The following is a 25,463-nucleotide window of genomic DNA, read 5'->3' as shown; positions in this document are numbered from 1 at the left end:
ACAGCCCACCCGCGACGCGTGCGGGAGCCGTCAGCTTCGTTGCGCTCACGCCGTGGCACCCGGCGCGAGGCTCATGTTCTCCTCGAAGGAGCCGGGGGGCGGCGTGATCCCGTGCTCGCGGCACCAGGCGCCCGGCTCGCGCTGCCCGGCCCGCGGACGACCGTCGGAGGGCTCGAGCTGGCGCGGGATCGGCGGCAGGGGCGGCATGTCGAGCTCGGCCTCCGCGGCCAGCTCGGCGGCGTCCTTCTCCTCGGACATGCCGATCGGGCCGACGCGCTGGGCGTTGAGGAACTGCGCCACGACCGGCTCGGTCGAGGACAGGAGCATCTCGCGCGGGCCGAACATCGCCAGGTGCTTGTGGTAGAGCAGGCCGATGTTGTCCGGGACGGTGCGCGTGGAGTTGATGTCGTGCGTGACGATCAGGAACGTCGCGTCGATCTGCGCGTTCAGGTCGATGAAGAGCTGGTTGATGTAGGCGGTGCGCACCGGGTCGAGGCCGGAGTCGGGCTCGTCGATGAGCAGGATCTCCGGCTCCAGGACGAGGGCGCGCGCCAGGCCGGCGCGCTTGCGCATGCCGCCGGAGATCTCGCCGGGCAGCTTCATCTCCGCGCCGGCCAGACCCACGATGTCCATCTTGTCCATGACGATCTGTCGGATCTCGGACTCGGACTTGCGGGTGTGCTCGCGCAGCGGGAACGCGCAGTTGTCGAAGAGGTTCATCGAGCCGAACATGGCGCCGTCCTGGAACAGCACGCCGAACAGCTTGCGGATCTCGTAGAGGTCCTTCTCCTTGCACGTCGCGATGTCGACGCCCTCGATCCAGATGTGGCCCTCGTCGGGCTTCAGCAGACCGATCAGCGACTTCAGGAACACCGACTTGCCCGTACCCGACGGACCCAGCATCACCGAGATCTCACCCGCGGGCAGCGTCAACGAGACGTCTCCCCAGATCAGCTGCGACCCGAAGCTCTTCGTCAGGTTCTCGACCTTGACCTCGACGCCCACGGACCCCTCCTCCACTCCAGCGCGACCCGGACACTCACCACGGGGTCCGGGTCGATGTGACCCGGACCACCTATTGTAACGACACTGTGCGACGCCGGTTACGAGAACTCCCTCATGAGTTGACTCGTCAGTAACGTGTCGCAGGTCTCAGCGACCGTACCTCATGCAACTCGGGGTGACAAAGGTGGCATCCGTCACGTGGACGGCACCGTCATGACTCGTCGCCCGCGCCGTCACGGGGCTGCTACGCGGCCGTCGTCGAGGCCGGCGCAGGGACTTTCGACCCGTGACCGGTGGGTCCGAGGGGTGCGGTCGTCGGCGGTCCGCGCCCGCAGCGGTGTGGGTTCGTGTGGAGGTGGGAGCGAGCCGCGGTGCACGTGATCTCGGACCGGGGTCGCGTCGAGCACGAGGTTCCGCGTCCGTGCGCTGGGACCCCAGGGATGCTGCGTCCGCTGCGGTATCCCGGCGCGGACGCAGAGAGGTTCGCCCTGGTACGCACGAATGCAGGGTCGTGCGTCTGCGGTGCTGTGGATCTCGAGCAGCGTTCTGCGTCCGCGTGCCGACGACACAGGGACGCTCGGGACGAGTGGCCCTGCCGGGCGGACGCGAAGGACCCCCGCCGCACCCGGTGTCCCGGGGCGACGGGGGTCCTCGTCGACGTCACTGCGGACGTCAGGCTGACAGCCTCAGATCACTTGAGCGTGACCGTGGCGCCGGCGGCCTCGAGGGCCTCCTTGGCCTTGTCGGCGGTCTCCTTGTTGACCTTCTCCAGGACGGGCTTCGGAGCGCCCTCGACGAGGTCCTTGGCCTCCTTCAGGCCGAGGCTCGTGAGACCGCGCACCTCCTTGATGACCTGGATCTTCTTGTCGCCGGCCGACTCGAGGACGACGTCGAACTCGTCCTGCTCGGCGGCGGCGTCACCGGCGTCGCCACCGGCGGCCGCGGGGGCGCCGGCAGCAGCCACGGCCACGGGGGCAGCGGCGGTGACCTCGAAGGTCTCCTCGAAGGCCTTCACGAACTCGGAGAGCTCGATGAGGGTCAGTTCCTTGAATGCGTCGAGCAGCTCGTCGGTGCTGAGCTTCGCCATGATTGGCGTCCTTTCGTTGGTGAGACCCCGAGGGGGTCCCGATGTGAATCGGGCGTTCAGCCCTCGGAGTCGGTCTCGGCGGAAGCCTCGACCTCGGGCGCCGTCTCGGCCACGGGGGCCTCGTCGGCAGTGTCGGCGGCAGGCGCCTCCTCGGCCTTCTTCGCCTCGAGGGCCGCCACGAGGCGGGCCGTCTGGGCGAGGGGGGCGTTGAAGAGCGACACGGCGTTCTGAAGGCTGCCCTTCATCGCGCCCGCGAGCTTGGCGAGGAGGACCTCGCGCGACTCGAGGTCCGCCAGCTTCTTGACCTCGTCGGCGTCGAGAGCCTTCCCGTCGAGGAAGCCTCCCTTGATGACGAGGGTGGTGTTGGCCTTCGCGAAGTCACGCAGACCCTTCGCCGCCTCGACGACATCGCCCTTGATGAAGGCGATGGCGGTCGGACCCGTCAGCAGGTCCTCGGACAGCTCGACCCCGGCCTCGCGGGCCGCGATCTTGGTCAGCGTGTTCTTGGCGACGGCATAGCTCGCACCCTCACCGAGCGAGCGCCGCAGTTCCTGCAGCTGCTTCACGGTGAGACCGCGGTACTCGGTGAGGACGATGCCGTCCGACTCGCGCAGGCTCTGCGTGAGCTCGGCGACGGCGGCGACCTTCTCCGCGTTTGCCATGGGTCTCCTTCAGGTGGTCGTTGCCTACGACCGACGCCATGCAGGGATGCGCACGTCGGGAGGCTCTGGGAACCCACCACCATGAGGACACCTGCGCGGGCCGCCCCGTTCGAGGCACTTCACGGGACCCAGGTGGGACCCGACCAGCGGTCTTCGGCTGGTCCAGTCTACGCACGAGCCCCCGCAGCACCAAATCCGGTGCGACGGGGGCTCGGCGAGGGCGTGCAGGGACCTACAGGGAGCCTGCGCCCATCTGGCCGAGGTCGACGTCGGAGATCTGGTCCTGCGCGGGCGCCTCGATGGAGACGTCCTCGCCCCACTTGCTGTAGTCCATCGTCATCGCCGTGCCCGCGAGGTCCAGCGTGATGCGACGCGGGAGGTTGTCAGGGCCGATCCACATCGTGTAGACGATCTCCTTCGGCAGCTGCGACGACGCGCCCGCGCCGGCCGCGCCCAGCTGGGAGACGATCTTCTGGGAGTCGACGCCGACGACGTACGGCTTGGCCTCGACGCCGTCGATCTGCTTGGCCGCGCCCTTCTGCTCGAAGCTCGTGATCGAGCCCTGCAGCTGCTCGATCTGCTTGGAGGGGTCGACGCTGTCCAGCAGGCCGCTGAACTGCTTGCCGATCGGGTTGCTCGTGTCGTTGAGGTCGATCTTCGCGAACTTGTTCTGCGTCATCGGGCCCATGTTCATGTAGAACACGCCGTCAACGAGACGCATCTCGATGTCGCCCTGCGCGCCGGCGGACATCTTCATCGCCATCTTCGTGTCGGCGACGTCCTTCGCGACCGCGACGTCGCCGCTGGCCTTGATCTCCTGGCCGCTGACGCCGAAGTCCATCTCGACGTGGCTGGTCTTGGCGTCCTGCTGGGCCTGGGAGACCTCGGTGAAGAAGTTGTCCTTCGTGAGCGTGGTCGACGCCTTCTCGCCGACGGAGGACGAGTCGCCCTTCGCCTGGGAGGAGTCGTCACCGCCGCACGCGGCGAGGGTGGTGCCGGCGGCCAGCACGAGGGCCAGCGCCGCGGTGGTCTTCTTGAGGCGAAGGTTCATGTTTGGAGCGTACCTGCCGCTCGAAGGGGTACGCGAGGTGACGGATGGTCTCCCGCGGGGGCATCCTGGCATGCGCGACGAGACCCCCGTCACACGCAGCGGCGTCGTGACGTACGGCGAGGAGGACACGTGATCGAGGTCGTCGGAGGCACCACCGACCAGCAGGAGCAGGAGCTCGCGCGCTACGCGGTGCTCACCGAGCCGGTCGGTCGCGACCTGCAGGCGCTCGTCGACCTCGCGGCGCAGGCCTGCGACGTGCCCAGCGCGGCCATCAACATCATCACGCGTGACCAGCAGCACCAGATCGTCGCCACGGCGGGGATCGCACCGTCGGTGTGCTCGCGGTCGGACTCGATGTGCGCGGCGGTGATGGCCGAGCGCGACGCCGTCGTGGTGCCGGACGCCACCGTGGACGAGCGCTTCCGGACCAACCCGTTCGTCACGGGCGTCATCGGAGCCGTCCGGTTCTACGCGTCGGCCCCGCTGGTGACGCCCGACGGCGTGCACCTCGGACGGCTGTGCCTGTTCGACGAGTCCGCGCGCGAGCTCACCCCGGAGCAGGAGACGTCGCTGCGCACCGTGGCCGAGCAGGTCATGGACGTGCTGGAGCTGAGGCTGCGCACCCGGGAGCTCGAGCGCGCCAACCACCACCTGGCGCTCTTCGCCGGGCAGGTGAGCCACGACCTGCGCAGCCCGCTCACCGCGATCCTCGCCAACGTGGAGCTTCTGGAGACCGAGCCGGTCGTCGCCACCCGCGGGGACCTCGGCACGGTCGTGCGGGCGGTCTCCGACGCCGGCCGTCGCATGAACCGGATGATCGAGGAGATGCTCGAGTTCGCCGTGCGCGGCGGACGCCTCTCCCTCGTCGACACCCCGCTGGAGCACGTCTTCACCCTCGCCCTGACCGACCTCGAGCCCGTGGTGCGCCAGGGTGGCGCGACGGTGACGGTCGGGATGCTGCCGACGGTCCGCGCCGACGCGGACATGCTGTACTCCGTCGTGCTGAACCTGCTCACGAACGCGCTGAAGTTCACGCGCCCCGGCGTCCCGGCACAGGTGAGCGTGACCGCGCACCGCCACGGCGACGCCTGGCGGGTGACGGTGGCCGACAACGGCCGGGGCATCGAGCCCGAGCGGCGACGGGAGGTCTTCGACCTGTACGACCGCGGCGACGACCCCGACAGCCACGGCATCGGCCTGGCGACGACGCGTCGGCTCGTGCAGGCCCACGGCGGCCGGGTCGGGGCGGAGGACTCCCCGGCCGGTGGCGCGGCGGTGTGGTTCGAGCTTCCCGCGGGGTAGCCGCCGACCGGTTCCCAGACGTGGAGTGCGTGGGGATCTCGTGGGGGACTTCTGTGGATCTCGGCTCCGTAGCGTCGTCGACATCACCTCGATCACGCAGCACCGCACAGGAAGCCACACCATGAACACCAAGAAGGTCCTCCTCCCCCTCGCCACCCTGCTCGCCGCCGGCGCCGTCGCCATCGGCTCGGGCGCGACGTTCACCTCCAGCACGGCGAACACGATCAGCTCGGTGACGTCGGGCACCCTGACGCACACGAACTCCAAGAACAACGCGGCGGTCTTCTCGCTGTCGAACATCAAGCCCGGCGACGTCGTCAACGGCAGCCTCACCATCACGAACACCGGTTCGCTGCCGGCCTCGTTCAGCCTGACCGAGACGTCCTCGACGAACGGCTTCGCCGACAACGCGCTCTCGCTCACCATCACCAACACCACGACGGGCACGAAGGTCTACGACGGCAACTTCGGCGGCCTGACCGACGGCCAGAAGAACCCGCTCGGCACCGTCGACCCCGGCGTCGCCAGCTCCTACACCTTCTCGGTGCGCCTGGCCGACACGGCGGACAACACGCAGCAGGGCAAGACCGCCTCGGCCGCCTACAGCTGGGACTCCACGCAGCTCGCCGCCACCACCACCAACCAGTGAGACCAGCCCGGACGTGACGTGGAGGGAGGGTCACGTCCGGGTCGCCCGGCACGCGGGGAGGGCCGCAGCGCCGGGCCCGAGGGGGCGCGCCCGTCGCGCGCCTCCTCGAACCACCTCCACCGCCACCAGCCACCACGGCCCGTCCACCGCCAGCAGGGAGAGCACCATGAGCACCTCAGCGCAGCACCGCGTCGAGCGTCGCACCGCACGCCGCGTCACCTCCTCGGCGGTCAACGCGCTCCTGGTCGTGGCGACCCTCGCCGGTCTGGCCTACCTCGCGCCGAGCCTCCTGGGCTACCAGCGCTACGTGATCACCGGTGGCTCCATGACCGGGACCATCGACAAGGGCTCGATCGTCCTCGAGAAGGCCGTGCCGGTCGCGGACCTCGCCGTCGGCGACGTGATCACCTACCAGCCTCCCGCCGACAGCGGCGTCCCCAACCTCGTGACGCACCGCATCATCGAGATCGGCACCGCGGAGGGCGGTGGCCGCCTGCTCCGGACGCAGGGTGATGCGAACCCGCAGCCCGACCCCTGGCGGTTCTCGCTCACCGCGCCCACGCAGCCCGTCGTCCGGCACCACGTGCCCCACGTCGGCTGGGTGCTCGTCGCCCTCGCCGACCGCGACGTGCGCGTGCTCGTCCTCGGCGTGCCCGCCGGCCTCGTCGCGCTCGCCAGCGCCGTGGAGCTCCTCCGGGCCCTCCGCGAGGGTCGACGCGGCCGCGACCGTCGGGCGCGGGCCGAGCAGGTGCTGGCACCGTCGAGCGTCGCGCCCGCCACCCCCTGACCTGCTTCGTGGAGCGCGCGTGACCTGCGCGTGACCGTCCTGTGGAGCCCCTCTTCGTAGCGTGGGAGACATGCCGATGAACGCCCGCCACCTCGCTCCGGCGCCTGCCCGGCGCCGCCTGCCCCTGGTAGGTCTCGTGGCGGTCCTCGTCGCCGTCGCGGTCTCCGCGACCGGCTTCTCGTCGGCGACGTTCACGGCCCGCACGATGAACTCCGTTAGCACCGTGACCGCCGCGGCGGACTGGACGCCGCCCACCGTGGCCGTCACCCCGCCGACCGGCGGCAGCGTGAGCGGCACGGCGACGATCGCCGCGACCGCGAGCGACGCACAGTCCGGGGTCGCGCAGGTGGTCGTGCAGTACCAGGCCGCGGACGCCGCCACCTGGACGACGCTGTGCACCGACACGACGGCGCCGTACTCCTGCGCGTGGGACACCCGCACGGGCACCACCCCCGACGGTCCGTACGACCTGCGCGCGGTCGCCACCGACCGCGCCGGCTACAGCACGACCTCCGACGTCGTCCGCACCTACGTGGCCAACAGCTTCGCCATCGCGCTGTCGCCCGTCGCCGACGCCGTCAGCGGCACCGTCACGGCGACCATGACCGTCTACAACGCGGGCCTGCCGTTCGGCACACCGCGCCTGGAGTACGCACCGGCCGGCTCCGGCCGCTGGACGACGGCCTGCACCGGGGTCCTGCTGGTCTCGAACGTCGCGACCTGCCAGTGGAGCACCGCGAGCCTCGCCGACGGGTCCTACGACCTGCGCGCCGCGGTCGTGGCCGGCGTGACGACCTACACGTCCGTCGTGCAGACCGACGTGCTCGTCGACAACACCCGCCCCACGGTCACCATGGTCGACCCCGGCACGCCGCTCAGCGGTGTGCGCACGTTCGCGGCGACGGCGTCGGACGCCGGAGCGGGCGTCGACACGGTCGACCTGCAGTACGTGGCGGGGACCTCCGGCACCTGGCGCTCGCTGTGCACCGTCACGGCCGCTCCGTGGTCGTGCCGCTTCGACACCACCGCACTGCCCGACGGCACCTACTCCGTCCGCGCCGTCGCGACCGACGGCGTCGGCCTGCAGACCACCTCCGCGGTCGTGACCGGACGCGTCGTCGACAACACCGTCTCCTCGGTGTCGATGACCGACCCGGGCACGTACCTCACCGGGACCGTCACGCTCGCCGCGAGCGCCAACGCCCCCGCCGGCGCGACGTCGGTGCGGATCCAGCGCGCCGTCGCCGGCAGTGGAACCTGGACCGACGTGTGCACCGACACGACCGCGCCCTACAGCTGCGCCTTCGACACGAGGACGGTCGCCGACGGCAGCATCGACCTGCGCGCCGTGCTGCTGGACGCCCGCGGCACGACGACCGTCTCGAGCATCGTCGCGGGCCGGGTCGTCGACAACAGCCCGGTGCGCGCCCTCGACGTGCAGGCCGCCAACGGCGGCGGGACCGTGGGCCGGCTCGACAGCGGCGACACCGTCACGCTCACGTACAGCGAGAAGGTCTCCCCCGCGTCGCTCGTGGCCGGGTGGGACGGGACGGCGCGGGCCGTCACGGTGCGGCTTCGCGACGGGGCGGTCTCCTCCGTCGGCTTCGGCTCGAGGGACGACACGCTCGACGTGCCCGGCCTGAACCTCGGCAGCATCAACCTGCGGGCCGACTACCTGAAGAACGGCAAGACCCTGCAGTGGAACGGGACCGTCACGGCCAGCACCGTCACCGTGGGCACGGCGACGCGCACGGTGGTGACGATCCGGCTCGGTGCGGTGAGCTCGGGGACGGGCCTGCGCACCGTGACCACCGCGGCCACGATGGTCTGGAGCCCCTCGGCCAGCGCCACGGACCTGACCGGTCAGAAGTGCTCCACCGCGCCGGCCACCGAGACCGGCACCGCCGACCGAGACTTCTGAGGCGGACCGACCGTATGCTTCCTGAGATGTCGCCCACCCTGCTGGTCGTCGAGGACGACGACCAGATCGCCGCCCCGCTCGTGCGCACCCTGGAGCGCGAGGACTACGTCGTCGAGCGTGTCGCGACCGGCGGCGAGGCCCTCGAGCGGCTCGCCGCCGAGACCGTCGACCTCGTCCTGCTCGACCTCGGCCTGCCCGACGTCGACGGGCTCGAGGTCTGCCGGCGGGCCCGGGCGTCCGGCTACGACGGCGGCGTCATGATCCTGACCGCGCGTGGCGGCGAGCTCGACCGCGTCGTCGGCCTCGACGTCGGCGCCGACGACTACCTGCCGAAGCCGTTCGCCCTCGCCGAGCTGCTGGCCCGGGTGCGTGCCCTGTTGCGGCGCACGGCGCGGACCGCACCGGCCGTCCCCGACGACCCGGTCGCCGGCGGCGTCCGGGTCGACCGTGACACGCGCCGCGCCTGGGTCGACGGCACCGAGCTCGGGCTGACCGTCAAGGAGTTCGACGTGCTCGCCCTGGTCGAGTCCGCGGGCGGGAGCGTCGTCACGCGCGAGCGCGTGATGGACGAGGTGTGGGACGAGAACTGGTTCGGCTCCACGAAGACCCTCGACACGACGATCGGACGGCTGCGCCAGAAGCTCGAGGACGCCGACGCACCGGCGCGGCTCGTCACCGTGCGGGGCGTGGGCTTCCGCTGGGAGACCGGCGGCGCCGATGCGTGAGCGGCTGGTCGCAGCGTTCGTCGGCCTGGCCCTGCTCGTGCTGCTGCTGTCGACGACGTCCGACCTCGCCGACCACGGCGTGCTCGCGCACGTGGCCGCCGCGCTCGCAGCCGCCGTGCTCGCGGGAGTGGTCGGCCTCGTCGCCGCCCGGCACGTGACCCGACCGTTCGACGACCTCGGCCGCACCCTGCAGGAGACGACCGACCGGCTCGACGGCCAGGTCGACCGCGAGCGCGCGATCGCCGTGAGCGCCTCCCACGACCTGCGCACCCCGCTCACCGCCCTACGCCTCTCCCTGGAGGACCTGACCCGCTGGGAGCAGGTGCCGGCCGAGATCACGGTCGAGCTGGAGCGCGCCATCGGCGAGGTCGACCGGCTGGGCGCGGCGGTCGCCGACCTGCTCGAGGAGCGACGCGACGTCAGCACGGCCGAGGAGCTCGACGTCGACCTCGTCGCGCTGACCTCCACCGTCGTCGACCGGTGGCGCGAGCCGCTGTCGGACCAGGGCCGCGGGCTGGTGCTGGGCGCTGCGGCGCCCGTGCGGGCGCGCGTGGCCTCCGAGCCGGTGCGCCAGGTCGTCGACGCCCTGGTGGCGCACGCCGCCACCCGGGGCAGCGGCACCGTGACCGTCGACGTGGCGCAGCTGCGCGACGTCGTGCACGTGCGCGTCGGCGACCTCGGCGGACGACGGGTGCCCGTGGGCATCCTGCACGGCGACGACGCGGCCGCCCAGGACGCGGGCCTGACCGCCGCGGCCACCACCGCCGAGGCCGTCGGCGGCTACCTGACCGTGCCGGACGCCCCCGGGTCGCAGCTGCAGCTGATCCTCCCCCGGCGCTGCCCGTCCGCCTGACCAGCGACGGCGGCCACCAGGGGGCCGCCCACACGCACAGGACCCCCTCCGCGTCGGCGGAGGGGGTCCTGGGTGGGACGACGCAGGCTCAGGCCTCGTCGGCCGCCGCGAAGTTGCGCAGGTGCGACGGGTCGACCGGGACGCCCGGACCCTGGGTCGTGGAGACCGTGATCTTCTTCAGGTAGCGGCCCTTGGAGCTGGCCGGCTTGAGACGCAGGATCTCCTCGATGGCGGCGCCGTAGTTCTCGGCGAGCTGCTCGGCGGAGAACGAGGCCTTGCCGATGACGAAGTGCAGGTTCGCGTGACGGTCGACGCGGAACTGCACCTTGCCGCCCTTGATGTCGCTGACGGCCTTGGCGACGTCGACGGTCACCGTGCCGGTCTTGGGGTTCGGCATCAGGTTGCGCGGGCCGAGGACGCGGCCGAGGCGACCGACCTTGCCCATCATGTCGGGCGTGGCGACGACGGCGTCGAAGTCGAGCCAGCCGCCGTTCACCTGCTCCACGAGCTCGTCGGCACCCACGTGGTCGGCGCCGGCCTCACGGGCGGCGTCGGCGTTGGCGCCGGTGGCGAAGACCAGGACCCGGGCGGTCTTGCCGGTGCCGTGGGGCAGGTTGACGGTGCCGCGCACCATCTGGTCGGCCTTGCGAGGGTCGACCCCGAGACGCACGGAGACGTCGACGGTGGAGTCGTAGTTCTTGCTGCCCGACTCCTTGGCCAGCGTGGTGGCCTGGAGCGGGGTGTAGAGGGCGTCGCGGTCGATCTTCTCGGCGACGGCGCGGTACGCCTTGCTGCGCTGTGTCATGTCTGGCTTCCTTCGGTTGTGCACCAGGTGTGGTCTCGCGGGCCCAGCCGGCCCTGCCACGTACTGCTCGGTGGGGGGTTGGTCAGTCGGTGGTGACGCCCATGGAGCGGGCGGTTCCCTCGACGATCTTCATGGCCTGGTCGATGTCGTTCGCGTTCAGGTCCGGGAGCTTCGTCGTGGCGATCTCGCGGATCTGGTCCTTGCTGAGCTTGCCGACCTTGTCCTTGTGCGGGACGGGCGAGCCCTTCGCGAGGCCGGCGGCCTTCTTGATCAGCTCGGCCGCGGGCGGCGTCTTCGTGACGAACGTGAACGAACGGTCCTCGTAGATCGTGATCTCGACGGGGACGACGTTGCCGCGCATGGACTCCGTGGCGGCGTTGTACGCCTTGCAGAACTCCATGATGTTGACGCCGTGCGGGCCGAGCGCCGTGCCGACGGGCGGCGCGGGGTTGGCCTGGCCGGCCTGCAGCTGCACCTTGACGAGCGCTGCGACCTTCTTCTTGGGAGGCATTCTTCTTCGGGTCCTTCTGGTGGATGGGTGGTGCGGGTCGAGGTGGCGGACGTCGGCCGGGCCGACGTCGGGGTCACACCTTCTGGATCTGGGTGAAGCTCAGCTCGACCGGGGTCTCGCGACCGAAGATCTCGACCAGGGCCTTGACCCGCTGAGCGTCGAGGTTGATCTCCGTGATGGTCGCGTGCAGCGTGGCGAACGGACCGTCGACGACCATGACGGAGTCGCCCGTCGCGAAGTCGGCGAACTCGACCTTGGGGGACGAGGCCGTCTGCTGCTGCTCGGGGGCGTCGGCCGCCTGCTGGGCGACCTCGGCCTCCACCGCCGGGGCGAGCATCTGCTCCACCTCGGCGAGGCTGAGGGGCACGGGCTGGTGGGAGTTGCCCACGAAGCCGGTGACCGACGGCGTGTGGCGCACGACGCCCCACGACTCGTCGGTGAGGTCCATGCGGACCAGGACGTAGCCGGGCAGGACGGTGCGCTTGACGAGCTTGCGCTGGCCGTTCTTGATCTCGGCGACCTCCTCGGTCGGGACCACGATCTCGAAGATGTAGTCCTCGGCGTTGAGGGAGGTGATGCGGTTCTCGAGGTTCGCCTTGACCCGCTTCTCCATGCCGGAGTACGTGTGCACGACGTACCAGTCGCCGATCTGGCTGTGCAGGCGCTCGCGGAACTCCGCCAGGGCGTCGACCGGGGCGGCGTCGACGGGGGCGTCGGCCTCGAGGTCGGCGTCGACCTCGGCCTCGTCGGCCTGGTCGGTGTCGACCGTCTCGTCGGGTGCGTCGAGCGTGTCGAGGTCGTCGGTGGTCTCCTCGACCTCGGGCGCCTCGTCGGCGGCCTCGACGTCGGAGAGCTCCTCGACCTCGACGGGGCTCGTCTCGGGGGACTGTTCAGTCACAAGGTTCCTCTGCGGGTGTGCGTCTGGGGTTCACGCGAAGACGGCGAACATCGCCTTGCCGAACCCGTAGTCCAGGCCGGCGACGAACGCCATCATGATCAGGACGAAGACGAGCACGACGAAGAAGTAGTTGACGACCTGCGGTCGCGTGGGCCACACGACCTTGCGCAGCTCCGCGACGACCTGGCGGTAGAAGGTCAGCGGGGAGGTGCGCCGCTCCTTCGTGGCCGACGTCTCGTGGCTCTCGCTCACGGTGTTCCCTTCGTTGGATCGTGCTGGTCTGGTGGTGCGTCGTGCTGGCACGGCACGAGGGACTTGAACCCCCAACCTTCGGTTTTGGAGACCGATGCTCTGCCAGTTGAGCTAGTGCCGTCTGCCGGTGACCCTGGTCGACCACGCCCGTCCTGCAGGCAGGGACGAGGGCATGACGAGACAGCGTGACTTTCTCACCGGTCAGACCAGTGTACGGGGTGGGAGGCGGCGGAGTCGAACCGCCTCGGGACGGACGGGCCGGTGCGCTGCCCGCGGGTTCGTCGACGTCGCCGGTGCGCCGGGTGCGGTGGGCCTCGTCCCGCTGCTGCGCTGCCTGCCTTCGTCGTGACCTTGGTGGGGGCCGGCCTCGGATCTCGGGCTGTGGCCCGCGTGGACGCAAGAATCTGCGTTCGCGTGCGGAAGATCGAAGGCTTCTGCGTTGACTACGGGATCCCGTCGTGAACGCAGAAGCGTTCGACCGGCCGGCCCCCTCGTCAGTGGATTGCACCCGGCCACCCGGTCGAGGCACTTTCGGAAGCCACCCCCAGCGCGAGCCGAGCAGCGCAGCAGCAAGGTCACCCGGCGTGAACACAATGTGCGCGACTGGCCGGTAACCGGCGGGCGGGCGTATGACTGGGGATCGTGACTCACTCGACGACCGAGAGCGCGGTCGGGGCCTCCCCCGCGCCGAACGTGTCCCACTCCATCACCGTCCGCCTGGAGGTGCCGGCCGGCGGCACCGCCGTCGGCCACCTCACGACCACGGTCGAGCAGAGCGGCGGCGTCGTGACCGCGCTCGACGTGGCCGCGTCGCGCGGCGACGCGCTGCGCATCGACCTGACGATCGCCGCCGGCGACACGCACCACGCCGACCGCATCACCGACGCGCTGCGCGCGATCCCCGACGTCGAGGTCAAGAAGGTCTCCGACCGCACGTTCCTCATGCACCTCGGCGGCGTCATCGAGACCGCGTCGAAGCACGCCCTGCGCAACCGCGACGACCTGTCGATGGTCTACACGCCCGGCGTCGCGCGCATCTGCCAGGCGATCGCCGCCGACCGCGAGGACGCGCGCCGACTCACCATCAAGCGCAACAGCGTCGCCGTCGTCACCGACGGGTCGGCCGTGCTCGGCCTCGGCAACATCGGCCCGCACGCCGCCCTGCCGGTGATGGAGGGCAAGGCCGCCCTGTTCAAGACCTTCGGCGGCATCGACGCCTGGCCGCTGTGCCTCGACACGCAGGACGTCGACCAGATCGTCGAGATCGTCGCCGCCGTCGCCCCCGGCTTCGCCGGCGTGAACCTCGAGGACATCTCGGCGCCCCGCTGCTTCGAGATCGAGGCACGGCTGCGCGAGCGCCTGGACATCCCCGTCTTCCACGACGACCAGCACGGCACCGCCATCGTCGTGCTCGCGGCCCTGCGCAACGCGCTGCGCGTGGTCGAGAAGTCGCTCGAGGACGTGCGCGTGGTCCTCGTCGGCGCAGGCGCCGCCGGCACCGCCATCCTGCGGCTGCTGCTCGGTGCCGGCCTGAGCGACGTCGTCGTGTGCGACGTCGACGGCATCGTCTCGACCGAGCGCGGCGACACCGACCCGACCCTCTGCTGGATCGGCGAGAACACGAACCCGCGCGGGGTCACGGGGACCCTCAAGGACGCCCTGCGCGACGCCGACGTCTTCATCGGCGTCAGCGCGCCGCGCCTCATCGACGCCGCCGACGTCGAGACCATGGCCGACGACGCCGTCGTGTTCGCCCTGGCCAACCCCGACCCGGAGATCGACCCGTCGCTGGCCCGCCAGCACGCGCGGGTCGTCGCCACCGGACGCTCGGACTACCCCAACCAGATCAACAACGTGCTCGCGTTCCCGGGCATCTTCCGCGGTCTGCTCGACGCGCACAGCCACGGCATCGAGGTGCCGGTGCTGCTCGCGGCGTCGGAGGCCATCGCCGCGTGCGTCGAGGACGACGAGCTGAACGCCGACTACATCGTCCCGAGCGTGTTCCACCCGGAGGTCCACCACCGGGTCGCCGACGCCGTGGAGAAGGCCGCCCGCGCGGTGGAGAAGGCACACGAGGCCTGAGCGGCGCGGGACGGCTACCGTGGCTCCATGAGTGCCGCGAACGCCGTCCCGTCGCCCGGCCGGACGTTGCGCGTACTCGCGCTGGCGCTCTGCTCGTCGCCCCTGTTCGTGCTCGTCGCCGTGCTCGTGGTGCTGCCACCGTCGGAGGGTCGGCTCACCCTCCCGGTCGCCCTGGGCGTGCTGGCGCTCGTCGCCGCGGCGTTCGCGTTGGCGCAGGCCGTCGGCTACCGCGCCGCCCCGCTGCCGCCCGGGCTCGGCGAGGCGGAGGCACGCCGACGCTCCGTCGCCACCTACCAGACGCTGATGATCCTGCGCTTCGTCGTCACCGAGGTGCCGGTGATCCTCGGTATCGCGCTCGCGTTCACGCTCGACGAGGGGCCCTGGCCGTTCGTGCTCGCCGTCGTGGCCGGGGTGCCCTCGATGCTGTTCCACGTGCTCGCGCGCCGCTCCACCGTCGACCGGGTGCGCGCCGGGCTCGAGTCCGGCGGAGCCCGTTCGTACCTCGACGAGGCGCTCGCCGCGTGAGGCCGGTCGTCACGCTGCCGAAGGCGCACCTGCACCTGCACTTCACCGGGTCGATGCGGCACGCCACGCTGGTCGAGCTCGCCGACCGCGACGGCATCCGCCTCCCGCCGGCGCTCGTCGAGGAGTGGCCCCCGCAGCTCGTCGCCACCGACGAGAAGGGCTGGTTCCGCTTCCAGCGGCTCTACGACGTGGCCCGGTCGGTCCTGCGCACCGAGGCCGACGTCCACCGGCTCGTGCTCGAGGCCGCCGAGGACGACGCGCGCGACGGCTCGGTGTGGACCGAGATCCAGGTCGACCCGTCGGGGTACGGGGCCCGGTTCGGGGGGATCACCGCGTTCACCGACCTCGTCATCGACGCAGCACGCGACGCGACCGAGCGGACCGGCACGCACGTGGCCGTGGTCGTCGCGGCCAACCGCACGCGCCACCCGCTCGACGCGCGGACGCTGGCCCGCCTGGCCGCCCAGTACGCGGGCCGCGGCGTCGTGGGCTTCGGTCTCTCCAACGACGAGCGACGCGGCGACACGGCCGCCTTCGCGCCCGCCTTCTCCATCGCGGAGCGGGCAGGCCTGTCGCTCGTGCCGCACGGCGGCGAGCTGCTCGGCCCCGCGCACGTGACCCAGTGCCTCGACCACCTGCATCCCACGCGCATCGGGCACGGGGTCCGCTCCAGCGAGGATCCTGCGGTGCTGTCGCGCGTCGCCGACGCCGGGGTCGCGCTCGAGGTGTGCCCGACGTCGAACGTCTCGCTGGGCGTCTACGCCACGCTCGAGGAGGTGCCGGTGCGCACGCTCGTCGAGGCCGGCGTCGACGTCGCGCTGGGCGCCGACGACCCGCTGCTGTTCGGCTCGCGCCTGGCGGGCCAGTACAACGTGCTGCGCGCCGCCCAGGACTTCAGCGACGACGAGCTCGCGACCCTCGCGGCGATGTCGGTCCGTCGCTCCCACGCCCCCGACGACCTCAAGGCCGAGGCACTCACCGGCATCGAGCGCTGGCGGACCTCGTGAGCCCGTTGGGGCCTGGCGCGGCCGAACGGCACCCCGCCGCCGAGCGCGCCTACGCGACGGGGCTCGCGTCGGTCGTCGGCGGACTGCTCGTGGTGCCGCTGCTGCTCGGCCCTTGGGCCTGGTACCTGGGCGCCGGCGTGCTGCGCGACGTCGAGCGCGAGCCGGGACGTTGGACGGGAGCGAGCCGCGCCCGCGCCGGCGTCGTCCTGGGCGCGGTGGCGACCACGGCGCTCGGCCTCGCCGTGCTCGCCCTGGTCGGCTGGGCCGTCGTCGAGCTGGTGGCGCTGCGCCGCGACACCGGCTACTGAGAGGCCGTCCGCCCGCTGGTGCGCGACGCGGCGCAGGGACGTCTCAGAGCGCGCAGCCGACGAGCACCGGCTCGGGCACCAGGGTGACCCCGAACGCGTCGCGCACGCCGTCGCGGACCTCGCGGGCGAGCGCGAGGACGTCGGCGCTCGAGGCGTCGCCGCGGTTGGTGAGGGCCAGCGTGTGCTTCGTGGAGAGGCTGGCTCGGCCGTCCGCCGTGGCGTGGCCGCGCTCGAACCCCGCCGCCTGGATCAGCCATGCCGCGCTCGTCTTGACGCTGCCGTCGGGCTGCGGGAACCGGGGGGCGGCCTCGGGCAGCCGCTGGGCCGCCTCGGCGTCGAGCACGGGGTTGGTGAAGAACGAGCCCGCGCTCCAGGTGTCGGGGTCGTCGGCGTCGAGCACCATGCCCTTGGAGCCGCGCAGGGCGAGCACCGTGCGGCGCACGTCGGCGAGCGGGGCGCGGTCGCCGACGTCGACACCGAGCCGCGTCGCGAGCTCGGCGTAGGCGATCGGGGCCGACAGGTCGCCGAGGCGCAGCTGGAAGGCGACGGCCAGGACGACGTAGCGTCCCGGCTCGGCCTTGAACCGGCTGTGCCGGTAGCCGAAGCCGCAGTCGACGGCGAAGATCGTGCGCACCTTCTGCTGGGTGCGGTCGTACACCCGCACCCAGGCGATCGTCTGCGCGACCTCCTGTCCGTAGGCACCGACGTTCTGCACCGGGGTCGCGCCCGTGGATCCGGGGATGCCCGACAGCGCCTCCATGCCGACCCAGCCCGACTCCACCGCGAGGGCGACGAGGTCGTCCCACGGCTCCCCCGCCTGCACGACGACCTGCGCACCGCTGCACGCGTCCGCCTCGACCTGGACACCGCGGGTGCGGACCAGCACGACCGTGCCGTCGAACCCGGCGTCGTCGACGACCAGGTTGCTGCCGCCCGCCACGAGCAGCAACGGCGTCGCGGCGGCGTCGGCGGTGCGGACGGCGTCGACCAGCTCGGCCTCCGTCGTCACCTCCACGACGTCGCGGGCGGGACCACCCAGGCGCAGCGTGGTGACGTCGGCGAGCTCCATGCGTCGAGCCTAGGACCTCACCGCCAGCACGCCTCCCCGCGGTCCACCCCCTCCCGTGCGGGACGCGTCGCAGGAGGGCGTCAACGCACGAGACCCCCGACCATGCGGTCGGGGGTCTCGGGAGGAACGAGGTTCAGCGGGTCTCGCGGTGGACCTGGTGGGTCTTGCAGCGCGGGCAGAACTTCTTGAGGTCGAGACGATCGGGATCGTTGCGACGGTTCTTCTTGGTGATGTAGTTGCGCTCCTTGCACTCGGTGCAAGCCAAGGTGATCTTGGGTCGAACGTCGGAGCTCTTGCTCGCCACGGGTCTGCCTCTTCTGGTCTGGGGGTGGTGCTGCCGGGATGCGGTAGCTGGGGCGGGACTCGAACCCGCGACACCACGATTATGAGTCGTGTGCTCTAACCACCTGAGCTACCCAGCCACGGAGGGACGAGTTCTCGTCTCTCAGAGCCCCTTTACGGAATCGAACCGTAGACCTTTTCCTTACCATGGAAACGCTCTGCCGACTGAGCTAAAGGGGCAAGCCGAGAAGCAACACTACAGGTAGTCCCGTGCAGGACGAAATCGGGGGTACCCCCCTCGACCGTGACGCCCTCAGGGCCTGCAAGCGCGCGCGAGACGCGCCGGCCACAGCGGTCCGCCGTAGATGAAGCCGGTGTAGGCCTGCACGAGGTCGGCACCCGCGGCGAGCCGGTCGCGGACGTCGTCGGGCGTGGTCACCCCGCCCACCCCGACGAGCGCCACCTGCTCCCCCACGCGGTCGCGCAGACGGGTCAGCACCTCGGTGGCCCGGTCGGCCAGCACGGGGCCGGACAGGCCGCCCGCGCCCGCCGCGTCGATCGTCGCGCGGTCGGCCAGCAGCGAGGCGGGACGCTCGATGGTCGTGTTCGTGGCGCTGATGCCGTCGAGCCCCAGCTCGAGCGCGAGGTCGGCCACCGCGTCGACGTCGGCGTCGGCGAGGTCGGGGGCGATCTTGACGACCAGCGGCACCCGCCGACCCTGCGGGAGACGCTCGGTGACGTCGCGCACGGCGGCCAGGATGGGGCGCAGCGCGTCGACCGACTGCAGGTCGCGCAGACCCGGTGTGTTGGGGCTGGAGACGTTGACGACCAGGTAGCTCGCGTAGGGCGCGAGCAGCCGGGCGCTCTCGACGTAGTCGGCGACGGCCTCCTCGGCCGGCACGACCTTCGTCTTGCCGATGTTGACGCCGACCACGGCGTCTGCCCCGACCGCGGTGCGCCGCAGACGGTGCAGCCGGGCCGCGACGACGGCGGCGCCGTCGTTGTTGAAGCCCATCCGGTTGATGACGGCGCGGTCGTCGACGAGCCGGAAGAGCCGGGGGCGTGGGTTGCCGGGCTGGGGGCGGGCGGTCACGGTGCCGACCTCGACGTGGCCGAACCCGAGGCCCAGCAGCCCGGGCACCGCGCGGGCGTTCTTGTCGAAGCCGGCGGCCAGGCCGAAGGCGTGCGGGAACGTCAGCCCCATCACCGTGCGCGGCGCGGGCGGGACCGCCGTGAGCGGTCGCGCGAGCCGACCTCCGAGGCGGATGGCCCGGAAGGCCTGCTCGTGCGCGACCTCCGGGTCCATGCGGGCGAAGACCGTCGAGAACAGCGCGTCGTAGACCACGACCGCCAGCCTAGTGCCGGCGCCGGACCGACCCCGACGACGACGTCGGTCCCGCCCTCCCTGTTGAGGAGCGGGACCGACGCACCCAGGAGACGCCGCCCGCGGCGTCCCATGACGCGCGACGACGCTGGTGTCTCGCAGGGCGAGATCAGGCGATGGTGCGGATCATCTTCTTGTTGACGAACTCGTCGATGCCGAAGCGTCCGAGCTCGCGACCGAACCCGGACCGCTTGACGCCGCCGAACGGCAGCTCGGCACCCTCGGCTCCGACGCCGTTGACGAACACCATGCCCGCCTCGATGCGGTCGGCGACGCGCTGCGCCTGCTCGGGGTCGTCGGTGAAGACGTAGGAGCCCAGGCCGAAGGGCGTGTCGTTGGCGAGCTCGACCGCCTCGTCCTCCGAGCTGACCTTGAACACGATGCCGACCGGTCCGAACAGCTCCTCGTGGAAGGCGTCGTCACCGGGCTTCACGCCCGTGAGCACGCCGGGCGGGAAGAACGCACCGTCGCGCTCGCCGCGGCTCTCCAGGTGGGCGCCCTGCTCGACGGCGCGGTCGACCTGGTCGGCGAGCCGCTCGGCGGCCTCCTTCGACGAGAGCGGTGCGATGCCGTCGGCCGCCTCGAGGATCTTGGCGGTGAACTTCTCCAGGAAGGAGTCGTAGAGGTCCTCGACGACGATGAAGCGCTTGCCCGCGTTGCAGGCCTGGCCGGTGTTGTCGAGCCGCGCGTTGACGGCCTGCTCGACGGTGGCGTCGAGGTCGTCGGCGCCGAGCACGATGAACGGGTCGGACCCGCCGAGCTCGAGCACGACCTTCTTGAGGTGGCGTCCGGCGATCGCGGCGACGGCGGCGCCGGCCCGCTCGGAGCCGGTCAGGGACACGCCCTGGACGCGCTTGTCGCCGATGATCTCCTCGATCTGCTCGTTGGTCGCGTAGATGTTGACGTACGCGCCCTCGGGGAAGCCGGCATCGAGGAAGATCTTCTGCAGCGCCTCGGCCGACTCCGGGCACTGCGGGGCGTGCTTGAGCACGATCGTGTTGCCGAGCGCCAGGTTCGGGCCGGCGAAGCGGGCGATCTGGTACGACGGGAAGTTCCAGGGCATGATGCCGAGCAGCACGCCGACGGCGCTGCGCTTGACGACGGCCGAGCCCTCGCCCTCGAGCAGCTTGAGCGGCTCGTCGGCCAGGAAGCGCTCGGCGTTGTCGGCGTAGAACTCGTAGATGGCCGTGCAGAAGTCGACCTCGCCCAGGCACTCCTCGAGCGGCTTGCCCATCTCGCGCTGGGCGATCTCGGCGAGCTCCTGGCGGCGCTCGGCGTGCAGCTCGCCGACGCGGCGCACGAGCGCGGCGCGCTCGGCCACCGTCGAGCTCTTCGACCAGCCGCGGTAGGCCTCGTGGGCCGACGCGAGCGCGGCCTCGATGTCGGCGTCGGTGGCGGTGGGGTACTCCTTGACGACCTCGCCGGTGGCGGGGTTCGTGACGGCGTACAGGCTCATCGGTGCTCCTTCGAGGGGGTGGCGGTGTCGGCACGGCCGACGTTACGGGAGGGCGCGGAGGTCGGCCCGGTGACGAGGCGTGCGCTCATCGGACGGTCTCGGCCTCGCCGGCGATGCGCTGGGCGATCCAGATCGGCACGACGGACACGACGATGAGCACGACCGCGACGACGGCCACGACCGGCGCCTGGTTGGGCCGGAACAGGTTGTTGAGGATCCAGATCGGCAGCGTCGTGGTGCCGGGGCCCGCGGTGAACGTGGTCACGATGATCTCGTCGAAGCTGAGCGCGAACGCGAGCAGGCCGCCGGCGAGCAGCGCCGAGCGCAGCTGCGGGAACGTGACCAGCCGGAAGGTGGTCCAGAGCCCCGCGCCGAGGTCGGCCGAGGCCTCCTCGAGGTTGCCGCCCATCCGCCGCAGCCGGGCGACGACGTTGTTGAACACGGTGACGATGCAGAAGGTCGCGTGCGCGACCACCAGGGTCGCGACGCCGAGCTCGATGGCGAGGATGCCGCGGAACGCGTTGTTGAGCGCGACGCCCGTGACGATGCCGGGCAGCGCGATCGGCAGGATCACCAGCAGGTTCACGGTGTTGCGCCCGAAGAACCGGAAGCGCTGCAGCGCGAACGCCATGAGGGTGCCGAGCACCAGCGCGACCGCCGTCGACGCGAGCGCCACCTCGACGCTCGTCAGCACCGCGTCACGGGCGCCCGCGCTGTGGAACGCCCGGACCCACCACTCGGTGGTGAAGCCGTCGGGCGGCCACGTCATCGACGGGTCGGGGTTGAAGGAGTTCGCGACCACGACGAGCAGCGGCGCGTACATGAGCACGAGCACGAGGGCGGTGACGGCGAGCAGGGCTCGGCGCGAGGTCGGGCTGAGGGTCACGGCGCGCTCCTAGAGGTTGTCCAGGGCGCCCGTGCGACGGACCGCCGCGAGGTACCCGAGCATGATGACGATGGGCACGAGCGCGATGGCGGCGGCGAGCGGCAGGTTGTTGGCCGCGCCGACGTTCGTGTAGACGAGGTTGCCGAGCATCTGGTTCGCGCCGCCGACGATGTTGACGCTGATGTAGTCGCCCAGCGTGAGTGAGAAGCTGAAGATCGAGCCGGCGACGATCGCGGGCAGCAGCAGCGGCATGACGACCGTGCGGACCGTCGTGCCGGCCGAGGCGCCGAGGTCGCCCGCGGCCTCGAGCAGCGCGTCGGGGACGCGCTCCATGCCCGCGAAGATCGGCAGGATGACGTACGGCAGCCAGATGTAGGCCTGCGTCATGACGACGGCCGTGAGCCCGTAGCCGGGGCTGTGCGCGCCGAACGGGTCGAGCACCCAGTCGACGAGACCGCCCTCGCTGAGCAGCGAGCGCCACGCGAAAGCCTTGACGAGGTAGCTGGCCCACAGCGGCGTCAGCACCGCGACGACGAGCATGCGTCGGGCGCGCGGCGACGCGACCTTGGCCATGAAGAAGGCGATGGGCAGAGCGATCGCGACGTCGATGACGGTCACGAGCACCGCGACGCCGAGCGTGCGGAGGGTGACGGTCCGGTAGAGCGACTCGGTCGCGACCTCGCGCAGGTTGTCGAGCGTGAGGCCGCGGTCGATCTCGCCCGTGAACGCGTCGACCGACCAGAGCGCGGTGACGAGCAGGGCCGCGAGCGCGACCACGTACACCAGCACGAGCCAGGTGAGCGGCGCGGAGAGGAACAGGCCGAGCCGCAGCCGTGGCCGGGTGGCGAGGAAGGAGGAGGCCCGGCGGGTGGCCGCCCCGACCCCGGAGGGGGACGGAGCGGCCACCGCGGGCGTGTTCGGCTGGGTCACGTCAGCCCTTGATCTCGGTCCAGGCCTTGGTCCAGTCCGAGTAGTCGGTGCACTTCACGTCGGTGCGACCGTCGAGGCACTGCTCGATGGGCGTGCGCCAGTACCAGATCTTGTCCGAGTAGGCCTTGTCACCGGCGTGGTACGTCTCGCAGAAGCCCTCGCTGGCGAACTCGCAGGCCTCCTCGGAGTTCGGCGACTCGCCGAAGTACTCGGTGGCCTGCGCGTTCGTCTTCGGGTCCTCGATGTGGTTGAGCCACGCGTAGGCGCAGTTCGGGTGCTTCGCCTTGGCGGCGATCATCCAGGTGTCGTTCCAGCCGGTGACGCCCTCCTCGGGCACCGTCGTCTTGACGTTCTCCTGGTCGATCGTGTTCGCGATGACCTGCCAGGTGGTGCCGACGACCGAGTCGCCGGTCTTGAACGCCGACGCCTCCTTCAGGTAGTCCGACCAGTACTCGCCGACGTTGGCGCGCTGCTCCTTGAGGAGGTCGACTGCCGCGGCGAGCTGCTTCTCGTCGAGGGCGTACGGGTTCTCGATCTTCAGCTCCGGCTGCTTGGCCATGAGGTACATGGCGGCGTCGGCGATGTAGATGGGCGAGTCGTAGGCGGTGACCTTGCCCTTGTACTGCGCACCCTTGTCGAACACGACGTCCCACGACGTCGGCTCGTCCTTCACGACGTCGCTGTTGTACATCAGCAGGTTGGCGCCGTAGCCGTGCGGCACGCCGTAGTTCTTGCCGTCGACGGTGTTCCACTCCTGGTCCTTCAGGAAGTCGAAGACCTTGGCGTAGTTGGGCACGAGGTCGGTGTTGACCTCGGCCGCGGCCTTGGCGGCGACCATGCGCAGCGTGAGGTCGCCGGACGCGGCGACGACGTCGTAGTCGCCGGACTTGGCGAGGTTGAACGCCTCGTCGGACGTGCCGTAGACCTTGCTCGTGACCTTGCAGCCGGTCTCCTTCTCGAAGTCGGTGACCCAGTCGGCGTCGGGGTCGTTGCTGCCGTCCTCGACGTAGCCGGGCCACGCGAGGATCGAGACCTGGCCCTCGTTCTTGCCGAGCTTGGTGGGTGCCTCGGTGGCGGCGTCGTCGCTGCCACCCCCGCCACAGGCGGCGAGGGCGAGGCTGCAGGTGACGGCGGCGGCGAGTGCGCCGACGCGTCCTCTCCTGGTCGTGGGGATCATCTCGGTTCCGTCCTCTTCGATGGGTGTGGGTGGGGGTCAGGCGAGCGTCACGAGGTCGGCGTGACGCCAGGAGGCGACGACCTGGTCGCCCCGCTCGACGGCGGCGGGCGCCGTCGACGGCTCGAGGACGACGAGGCGGGCCCCGTGCTCGGTGTCGACGACGACGCGGCGGCCGATGCCGAGGTAGATGGTCTCGGCGACGACGCCGCGGACGCGGTCGTGCTCCGGGGTCGCGGCACCGGCGTCGGGCTCGGCGGCGAGGTGGATCTTCTCCGGGCGCAGCGCGTAGCGACCGTCGCGGCCGAGGACGGCGCGCGCAGCCTCGGCGTCGAACAGGTTCGAGGTGCCGACGAACGAGGCGACGTACTCGTCGACGGGCCGCTCGTAGACCTCCTGGGGGCTGCCGAGCTGCACGATGCGGCCGTCGTTGAACACGGCGACCCGGTCGCTCAGCGTGAGCGCCTCCTCCTGGTCGTGCGTCACGAAGACGAAGGTGATGCCGAGCTCGCGCTGGAGCTGCTTCAGCTCGACCTGCATCTGCTCGCGGAGCTTGAGGTCGAGGGCGCCGAGGGGCTCGTCGAGCAGCAGGACCTTGGGACGGACGACCACCGCGCGGGCGAGGGCGACGCGCTGGCGCTGCCCGCCGGAGAGCTGGGTCGGTCGACGGTCGGCGACGTGGTCGAGGCGCACGGTCGCGAGGGCCTCGCGGGCGCGGCTGCGACGCTCGGCCTTGCCGACCCCGCGCACGCGCAGCCCGTACGCGACGTTCTCGAGCACGCTCATGTGCGGGAAGAGCGCGTAGTCCTGGAAGACGGTGTTGACGTCGCGCTCGAAGGGTGCCGTGCCCGTGACGTCGCGACCGGCGAGCTCCACCGTGCCGCCGGTCGGCTGCTCGAAGCCGGCCACGAGACGCAGCACCGTGGTCTTGCCCGACCCGGACGGTCCGAGCATCGAGAAGAACTCGCCGTCGGCGATCTCGAGGTCGACGCCGTCGACGGCACGGACGTCGCCGAAGTGCTTCTGGAGCCCGGTCAGGCGGATCGCGGGGGTGGCGCCGGTGCTGCTCATCGGTCTCCTTCGGCGGGCGTCCCGACGCCGTGCGCGCCGGGGCGGGAGGGTTGGTGAGCCCTGTCCGCGTCGAGAAACCTATGGCTTCAGATGTTAAATGTAAACAGCTTTCTGTCACCATCCGGTAAACAGGTGCCACCGTCGTCCCGCACCGACCGAGCCTGGACGTCGACCCGAGGAGATGCATGGCCGCCGTCCGACGCCGCTCGACCCGAGCGCGCACGGCCGTGTTCGCGCCCATCGGCGACCTGGGGCGTGCCGTGCGCGTCGAGCAGCGGCTCGCGCAGGCCATCCGCTCGGGGATCCTGGAGGACGGCGAGCGGCTGCCGAGCGAGTCGGAGCTGGCGGCGATGCTCGGCGTCGCCACGGTCACCGCCCGCGAGGCGCTCGTGTCGCTGCGTGCGCAGGGACTCGTCACGACGACGCGGGGGCGCGGCGGCGGCTCCTTCGTCACCCGTCCGGTCGGCGCGGCCGACGAGATGCTGGAGCGGCGCGTCGCGGCGATGACCCGCGTCGACATCGCCGACCACGGCATCCACTACGCGACCGTCCTCAGCGGCTGCGCCGAGCTCGCCGCGGAGCGTGCGAACGTGGAGGAGGTCGAGGACCTCCGCGAGATCCTCCCCGACCCGGGCACGACCGACGCGACCACCCTCCGCGCCGCCGACACCGAGCTGCACCTCGCCGTCGCCGCGCTCTCGCACTCCGCGCACCTCGCCCGTGAGGTGATGCGTCTGGAGATGGAGCTCGGGGCCCTGCTGCGGCTCGGGCTGCGCGACCC

At 71.4% G+C, this 25,463-nt stretch carries 27 protein-coding genes and 3 tRNA genes; 11 read left to right on the top strand and 19 right to left on the bottom strand.

What is annotated here, in order from left to right; translation table 11 throughout:
- Positions 1 to 45 precede the first annotated feature (45 nt).
- From A6Q81_RS00360 to A6Q81_RS00345, 4 genes are all read right to left on the bottom strand, one after another.
- On the bottom strand, positions 46 to 1,005 hold the full coding sequence (locus A6Q81_RS00360; protein ID WP_067854749.1) for an ABC transporter ATP-binding protein: 960 nt from the start codon (positions 1,003 to 1,005) through the stop codon (positions 46 to 48).
- Positions 1,006 to 1,696: 691 nt separating this feature from the next.
- Complete coding sequence (rplL, locus tag A6Q81_RS00355) at positions 1,697 to 2,092, bottom strand: 50S ribosomal protein L7/L12 (RefSeq protein ID WP_286689131.1); 396 nt, start codon at positions 2,090 to 2,092, stop codon at positions 1,697 to 1,699.
- A gap of 56 nt (positions 2,093 to 2,148) precedes the next feature.
- Positions 2,149 to 2,754, bottom strand: coding sequence for a 50S ribosomal protein L10 (gene rplJ, locus A6Q81_RS00350; protein WP_253025262.1), 606 nt, complete (start codon positions 2,752 to 2,754; stop codon positions 2,149 to 2,151).
- Positions 2,755 to 2,986: 232 nt separating this feature from the next.
- Positions 2,987 to 3,805, bottom strand: coding sequence for an SCO4651 family lipoprotein (locus A6Q81_RS00345; RefSeq protein ID WP_067854737.1), 819 nt, complete (start codon positions 3,803 to 3,805; stop codon positions 2,987 to 2,989).
- 129 nt (positions 3,806 to 3,934) lie between these two features.
- On the opposite strand from A6Q81_RS00345, the gene A6Q81_RS00340 reads away from it, so the two are divergent.
- The 6 genes from A6Q81_RS00340 to A6Q81_RS00315 all read left to right on the top strand — a co-directional run bounded on the left by A6Q81_RS00340 (position 3,935) and on the right by A6Q81_RS00315 (position 10,042).
- Positions 3,935 to 5,107 (top strand): sensor histidine kinase, encoded by a 1,173-nt coding sequence (locus A6Q81_RS00340; RefSeq protein ID WP_067854735.1) that lies wholly within the window; start codon positions 3,935 to 3,937, stop codon positions 5,105 to 5,107.
- 121 nt (positions 5,108 to 5,228) lie between these two features.
- Positions 5,229 to 5,756 carry a TasA family protein gene (locus A6Q81_RS00335; protein WP_067854733.1) on the top strand — a complete coding sequence of 176 codons (528 nt, stop codon included), beginning with the start codon at positions 5,229 to 5,231 and terminating at the stop codon, positions 5,754 to 5,756.
- Positions 5,757 to 5,922: 166 nt separating this feature from the next.
- Positions 5,923 to 6,543 carry a signal peptidase I gene (locus A6Q81_RS00330; RefSeq protein ID WP_067854726.1) on the top strand — a complete coding sequence of 207 codons (621 nt, stop codon included), beginning with the start codon at positions 5,923 to 5,925 and terminating at the stop codon, positions 6,541 to 6,543.
- Between the two features lie 70 nt (positions 6,544 to 6,613).
- The gene (locus tag A6Q81_RS00325) at positions 6,614 to 8,464 is read left to right on the top strand and encodes an Ig-like domain-containing protein (RefSeq protein ID WP_144433649.1); all 1,851 of its coding nucleotides are present in this window, start codon (positions 6,614 to 6,616) and stop codon (positions 8,462 to 8,464) included.
- Between the two features lie 26 nt (positions 8,465 to 8,490).
- The gene (locus tag A6Q81_RS00320) at positions 8,491 to 9,189 is read left to right on the top strand and encodes a response regulator transcription factor (RefSeq protein WP_067854724.1); all 699 of its coding nucleotides are present in this window, start codon (positions 8,491 to 8,493) and stop codon (positions 9,187 to 9,189) included.
- Entirely contained in the window at positions 9,182 to 10,042 is an 861-nt protein-coding gene (locus A6Q81_RS00315; RefSeq protein WP_286689130.1) for a histidine kinase dimerization/phospho-acceptor domain-containing protein, read from the top strand. Before A6Q81_RS00320 ends, A6Q81_RS00315 begins: the two co-directional genes overlap by 8 nt.
- Positions 10,043 to 10,130: 88 nt before the next feature.
- Here the strand turns inward: A6Q81_RS00315 and rplA are convergent, their stop codons facing one another.
- From rplA to A6Q81_RS00290, 5 genes are all read right to left on the bottom strand, one after another.
- Complete coding sequence (gene rplA, locus A6Q81_RS00310) at positions 10,131 to 10,847, bottom strand: 50S ribosomal protein L1 (RefSeq protein ID WP_067854716.1); 717 nt, start codon at positions 10,845 to 10,847, stop codon at positions 10,131 to 10,133.
- Between the two features lie 82 nt (positions 10,848 to 10,929).
- Entirely contained in the window at positions 10,930 to 11,358 is a 429-nt protein-coding gene (gene rplK / locus A6Q81_RS00305) for a 50S ribosomal protein L11 (RefSeq protein WP_067854713.1), read from the bottom strand.
- Between the two features lie 73 nt (positions 11,359 to 11,431).
- The gene (nusG, locus tag A6Q81_RS00300; RefSeq protein ID WP_067854710.1) at positions 11,432 to 12,256 is read right to left on the bottom strand and encodes a transcription termination/antitermination protein NusG; all 825 of its coding nucleotides are present in this window, start codon (positions 12,254 to 12,256) and stop codon (positions 11,432 to 11,434) included.
- A 30-nt stretch (positions 12,257 to 12,286) separates the two neighbouring features.
- Positions 12,287 to 12,508 carry a preprotein translocase subunit SecE gene (gene secE, locus A6Q81_RS00295; protein ID WP_067854707.1) on the bottom strand — a complete coding sequence of 74 codons (222 nt, stop codon included), beginning with the start codon at positions 12,506 to 12,508 and terminating at the stop codon, positions 12,287 to 12,289.
- A gap of 45 nt (positions 12,509 to 12,553) precedes the next feature.
- A tRNA-Trp gene (locus A6Q81_RS00290) sits at positions 12,554 to 12,629 on the bottom strand.
- Between the two features lie 521 nt (positions 12,630 to 13,150).
- Here A6Q81_RS00290 and A6Q81_RS00285 point away from each other — a divergent pair.
- The 4 genes from A6Q81_RS00285 to A6Q81_RS00270 are packed head-to-tail and all read left to right on the top strand — an operon-like array spanning position 13,151 to position 16,430.
- A complete protein-coding gene (locus tag A6Q81_RS00285; protein ID WP_067854704.1) occupies positions 13,151 to 14,590 on the top strand; it encodes an NAD-dependent malic enzyme in 1,440 nt (479 codons plus the stop codon).
- A gap of 27 nt (positions 14,591 to 14,617) precedes the next feature.
- Entirely contained in the window at positions 14,618 to 15,115 is a 498-nt protein-coding gene (locus tag A6Q81_RS00280) for a hypothetical protein (protein WP_286689129.1), read from the top strand.
- A complete protein-coding gene (locus A6Q81_RS00275) occupies positions 15,112 to 16,122 on the top strand; it encodes an adenosine deaminase (RefSeq protein WP_286689128.1) in 1,011 nt (336 codons plus the stop codon). The genes A6Q81_RS00280 and A6Q81_RS00275 overlap by 4 nt, the downstream gene beginning before the upstream one ends.
- Positions 16,119 to 16,430: a hypothetical protein gene (locus A6Q81_RS00270; RefSeq protein ID WP_067854688.1), complete on the top strand. Its 312-nt coding sequence runs from the start codon at positions 16,119 to 16,121 to the stop codon at positions 16,428 to 16,430. The genes A6Q81_RS00275 and A6Q81_RS00270 overlap by 4 nt, the downstream gene beginning before the upstream one ends.
- Before the next feature lie 43 nt (positions 16,431 to 16,473).
- Here the strand turns inward: A6Q81_RS00270 and A6Q81_RS00265 are convergent, their stop codons facing one another.
- From A6Q81_RS00265 to A6Q81_RS00220, 10 genes are all read right to left on the bottom strand, one after another.
- Positions 16,474 to 17,499, bottom strand: coding sequence for a UDP-N-acetylmuramate dehydrogenase (locus A6Q81_RS00265; RefSeq protein WP_067854686.1), 1,026 nt, complete (start codon positions 17,497 to 17,499; stop codon positions 16,474 to 16,476).
- Between the two features lie 133 nt (positions 17,500 to 17,632).
- Positions 17,633 to 17,803 carry a 50S ribosomal protein L33 gene (gene rpmG, locus A6Q81_RS00260; protein WP_055964149.1) on the bottom strand — a complete coding sequence of 57 codons (171 nt, stop codon included), beginning with the start codon at positions 17,801 to 17,803 and terminating at the stop codon, positions 17,633 to 17,635.
- Between the two features lie 44 nt (positions 17,804 to 17,847).
- Positions 17,848 to 17,921: transfer RNA gene (locus tag A6Q81_RS00255), tRNA-Met, on the bottom strand.
- Positions 17,922 to 17,948: 27 nt separating this feature from the next.
- Positions 17,949 to 18,021, bottom strand: a tRNA-Thr gene (locus tag A6Q81_RS00250).
- Between the two features lie 73 nt (positions 18,022 to 18,094).
- The gene (locus A6Q81_RS00245) at positions 18,095 to 19,126 is read right to left on the bottom strand and encodes a quinone-dependent dihydroorotate dehydrogenase (RefSeq protein WP_083516226.1); all 1,032 of its coding nucleotides are present in this window, start codon (positions 19,124 to 19,126) and stop codon (positions 18,095 to 18,097) included.
- Positions 19,127 to 19,274: 148 nt separating this feature from the next.
- Complete coding sequence (locus A6Q81_RS00240) at positions 19,275 to 20,621, bottom strand: NAD-dependent succinate-semialdehyde dehydrogenase (protein WP_286689127.1); 1,347 nt, start codon at positions 20,619 to 20,621, stop codon at positions 19,275 to 19,277.
- A gap of 85 nt (positions 20,622 to 20,706) precedes the next feature.
- Complete coding sequence (locus tag A6Q81_RS00235; protein ID WP_067854680.1) at positions 20,707 to 21,507, bottom strand: ABC transporter permease; 801 nt, start codon at positions 21,505 to 21,507, stop codon at positions 20,707 to 20,709.
- 9 nt (positions 21,508 to 21,516) lie between these two features.
- Positions 21,517 to 22,437 (bottom strand): ABC transporter permease, encoded by a 921-nt coding sequence (locus tag A6Q81_RS00230; RefSeq protein ID WP_286689126.1) that lies wholly within the window; start codon positions 22,435 to 22,437, stop codon positions 21,517 to 21,519.
- Between the two features lies 1 nt (position 22,438).
- Complete coding sequence (locus A6Q81_RS00225) at positions 22,439 to 23,614, bottom strand: ABC transporter substrate-binding protein (protein WP_286689125.1); 1,176 nt, start codon at positions 23,612 to 23,614, stop codon at positions 22,439 to 22,441.
- A gap of 36 nt (positions 23,615 to 23,650) precedes the next feature.
- Positions 23,651 to 24,682, bottom strand: a complete 1,032-nt coding sequence (locus A6Q81_RS00220; RefSeq protein WP_286689124.1) for an ABC transporter ATP-binding protein — start codon at positions 24,680 to 24,682, stop codon at positions 23,651 to 23,653.
- A 185-nt stretch (positions 24,683 to 24,867) separates the two neighbouring features.
- Between A6Q81_RS00220 and A6Q81_RS00215 the strand changes: the two genes are divergently transcribed.
- On the top strand, positions 24,868 to 25,463 hold a 596-nt coding region (locus A6Q81_RS00215), incomplete at its 3' end, for a FadR/GntR family transcriptional regulator (RefSeq protein WP_286689123.1).

The organism is Aeromicrobium sp. REDSEA-S38_B2 (assembly GCF_001628525.1).
Classification (GTDB): domain Bacteria; phylum Actinomycetota; class Actinomycetes; order Propionibacteriales; family Nocardioidaceae; genus Aeromicrobium; species Aeromicrobium erythreum.
This window is presented reverse-complemented; position numbering and strand designations above follow the sequence as displayed.

Coding starts and splice junctions, on each gene's coding strand:
- rplL (WP_286689131.1), bottom strand. CDS start 2,092: ATGGCGAAGCTCAGCACCGACGAGCTGCTCGACGCATTCAAGGAACTG.
- rplJ (WP_253025262.1), bottom strand. CDS start 2,754: ATGGCAAACGCGGAGAAGGTCGCCGCCGTCGCCGAGCTCACGCAGAGC.
- A6Q81_RS00345 (WP_067854737.1), bottom strand. CDS start 3,805: ATGAACCTTCGCCTCAAGAAGACCACCGCGGCGCTGGCCCTCGTGCTG.
- A6Q81_RS00335 (WP_067854733.1), top strand. CDS start 5,229: ATGAACACCAAGAAGGTCCTCCTCCCCCTCGCCACCCTGCTCGCCGCC.
- A6Q81_RS00330 (WP_067854726.1), top strand. CDS start 5,923: ATGAGCACCTCAGCGCAGCACCGCGTCGAGCGTCGCACCGCACGCCGC.
- A6Q81_RS00325 (WP_144433649.1), top strand. CDS start 6,614: ATGCCGATGAACGCCCGCCACCTCGCTCCGGCGCCTGCCCGGCGCCGC.
- A6Q81_RS00320 (WP_067854724.1), top strand. CDS start 8,491: ATGTCGCCCACCCTGCTGGTCGTCGAGGACGACGACCAGATCGCCGCC.
- A6Q81_RS00315 (WP_286689130.1), top strand. CDS start 9,182: ATGCGTGAGCGGCTGGTCGCAGCGTTCGTCGGCCTGGCCCTGCTCGTG.
- rplA (WP_067854716.1), bottom strand. CDS start 10,847: ATGACACAGCGCAGCAAGGCGTACCGCGCCGTCGCCGAGAAGATCGAC.
- rplK (WP_067854713.1), bottom strand. CDS start 11,358: ATGCCTCCCAAGAAGAAGGTCGCAGCGCTCGTCAAGGTGCAGCTGCAG.
- A6Q81_RS00280 (WP_286689129.1), top strand. CDS start 14,618: ATGAGTGCCGCGAACGCCGTCCCGTCGCCCGGCCGGACGTTGCGCGTA.
- A6Q81_RS00265 (WP_067854686.1), bottom strand. CDS start 17,499: ATGGAGCTCGCCGACGTCACCACGCTGCGCCTGGGTGGTCCCGCCCGC.
- A6Q81_RS00240 (WP_286689127.1), bottom strand. CDS start 20,621: ATGAGCCTGTACGCCGTCACGAACCCCGCCACCGGCGAGGTCGTCAAG.
- A6Q81_RS00225 (WP_286689125.1), bottom strand. CDS start 23,614: ATGATCCCCACGACCAGGAGAGGACGCGTCGGCGCACTCGCCGCCGCC.
- A6Q81_RS00220 (WP_286689124.1), bottom strand. CDS start 24,682: ATGAGCAGCACCGGCGCCACCCCCGCGATCCGCCTGACCGGGCTCCAG.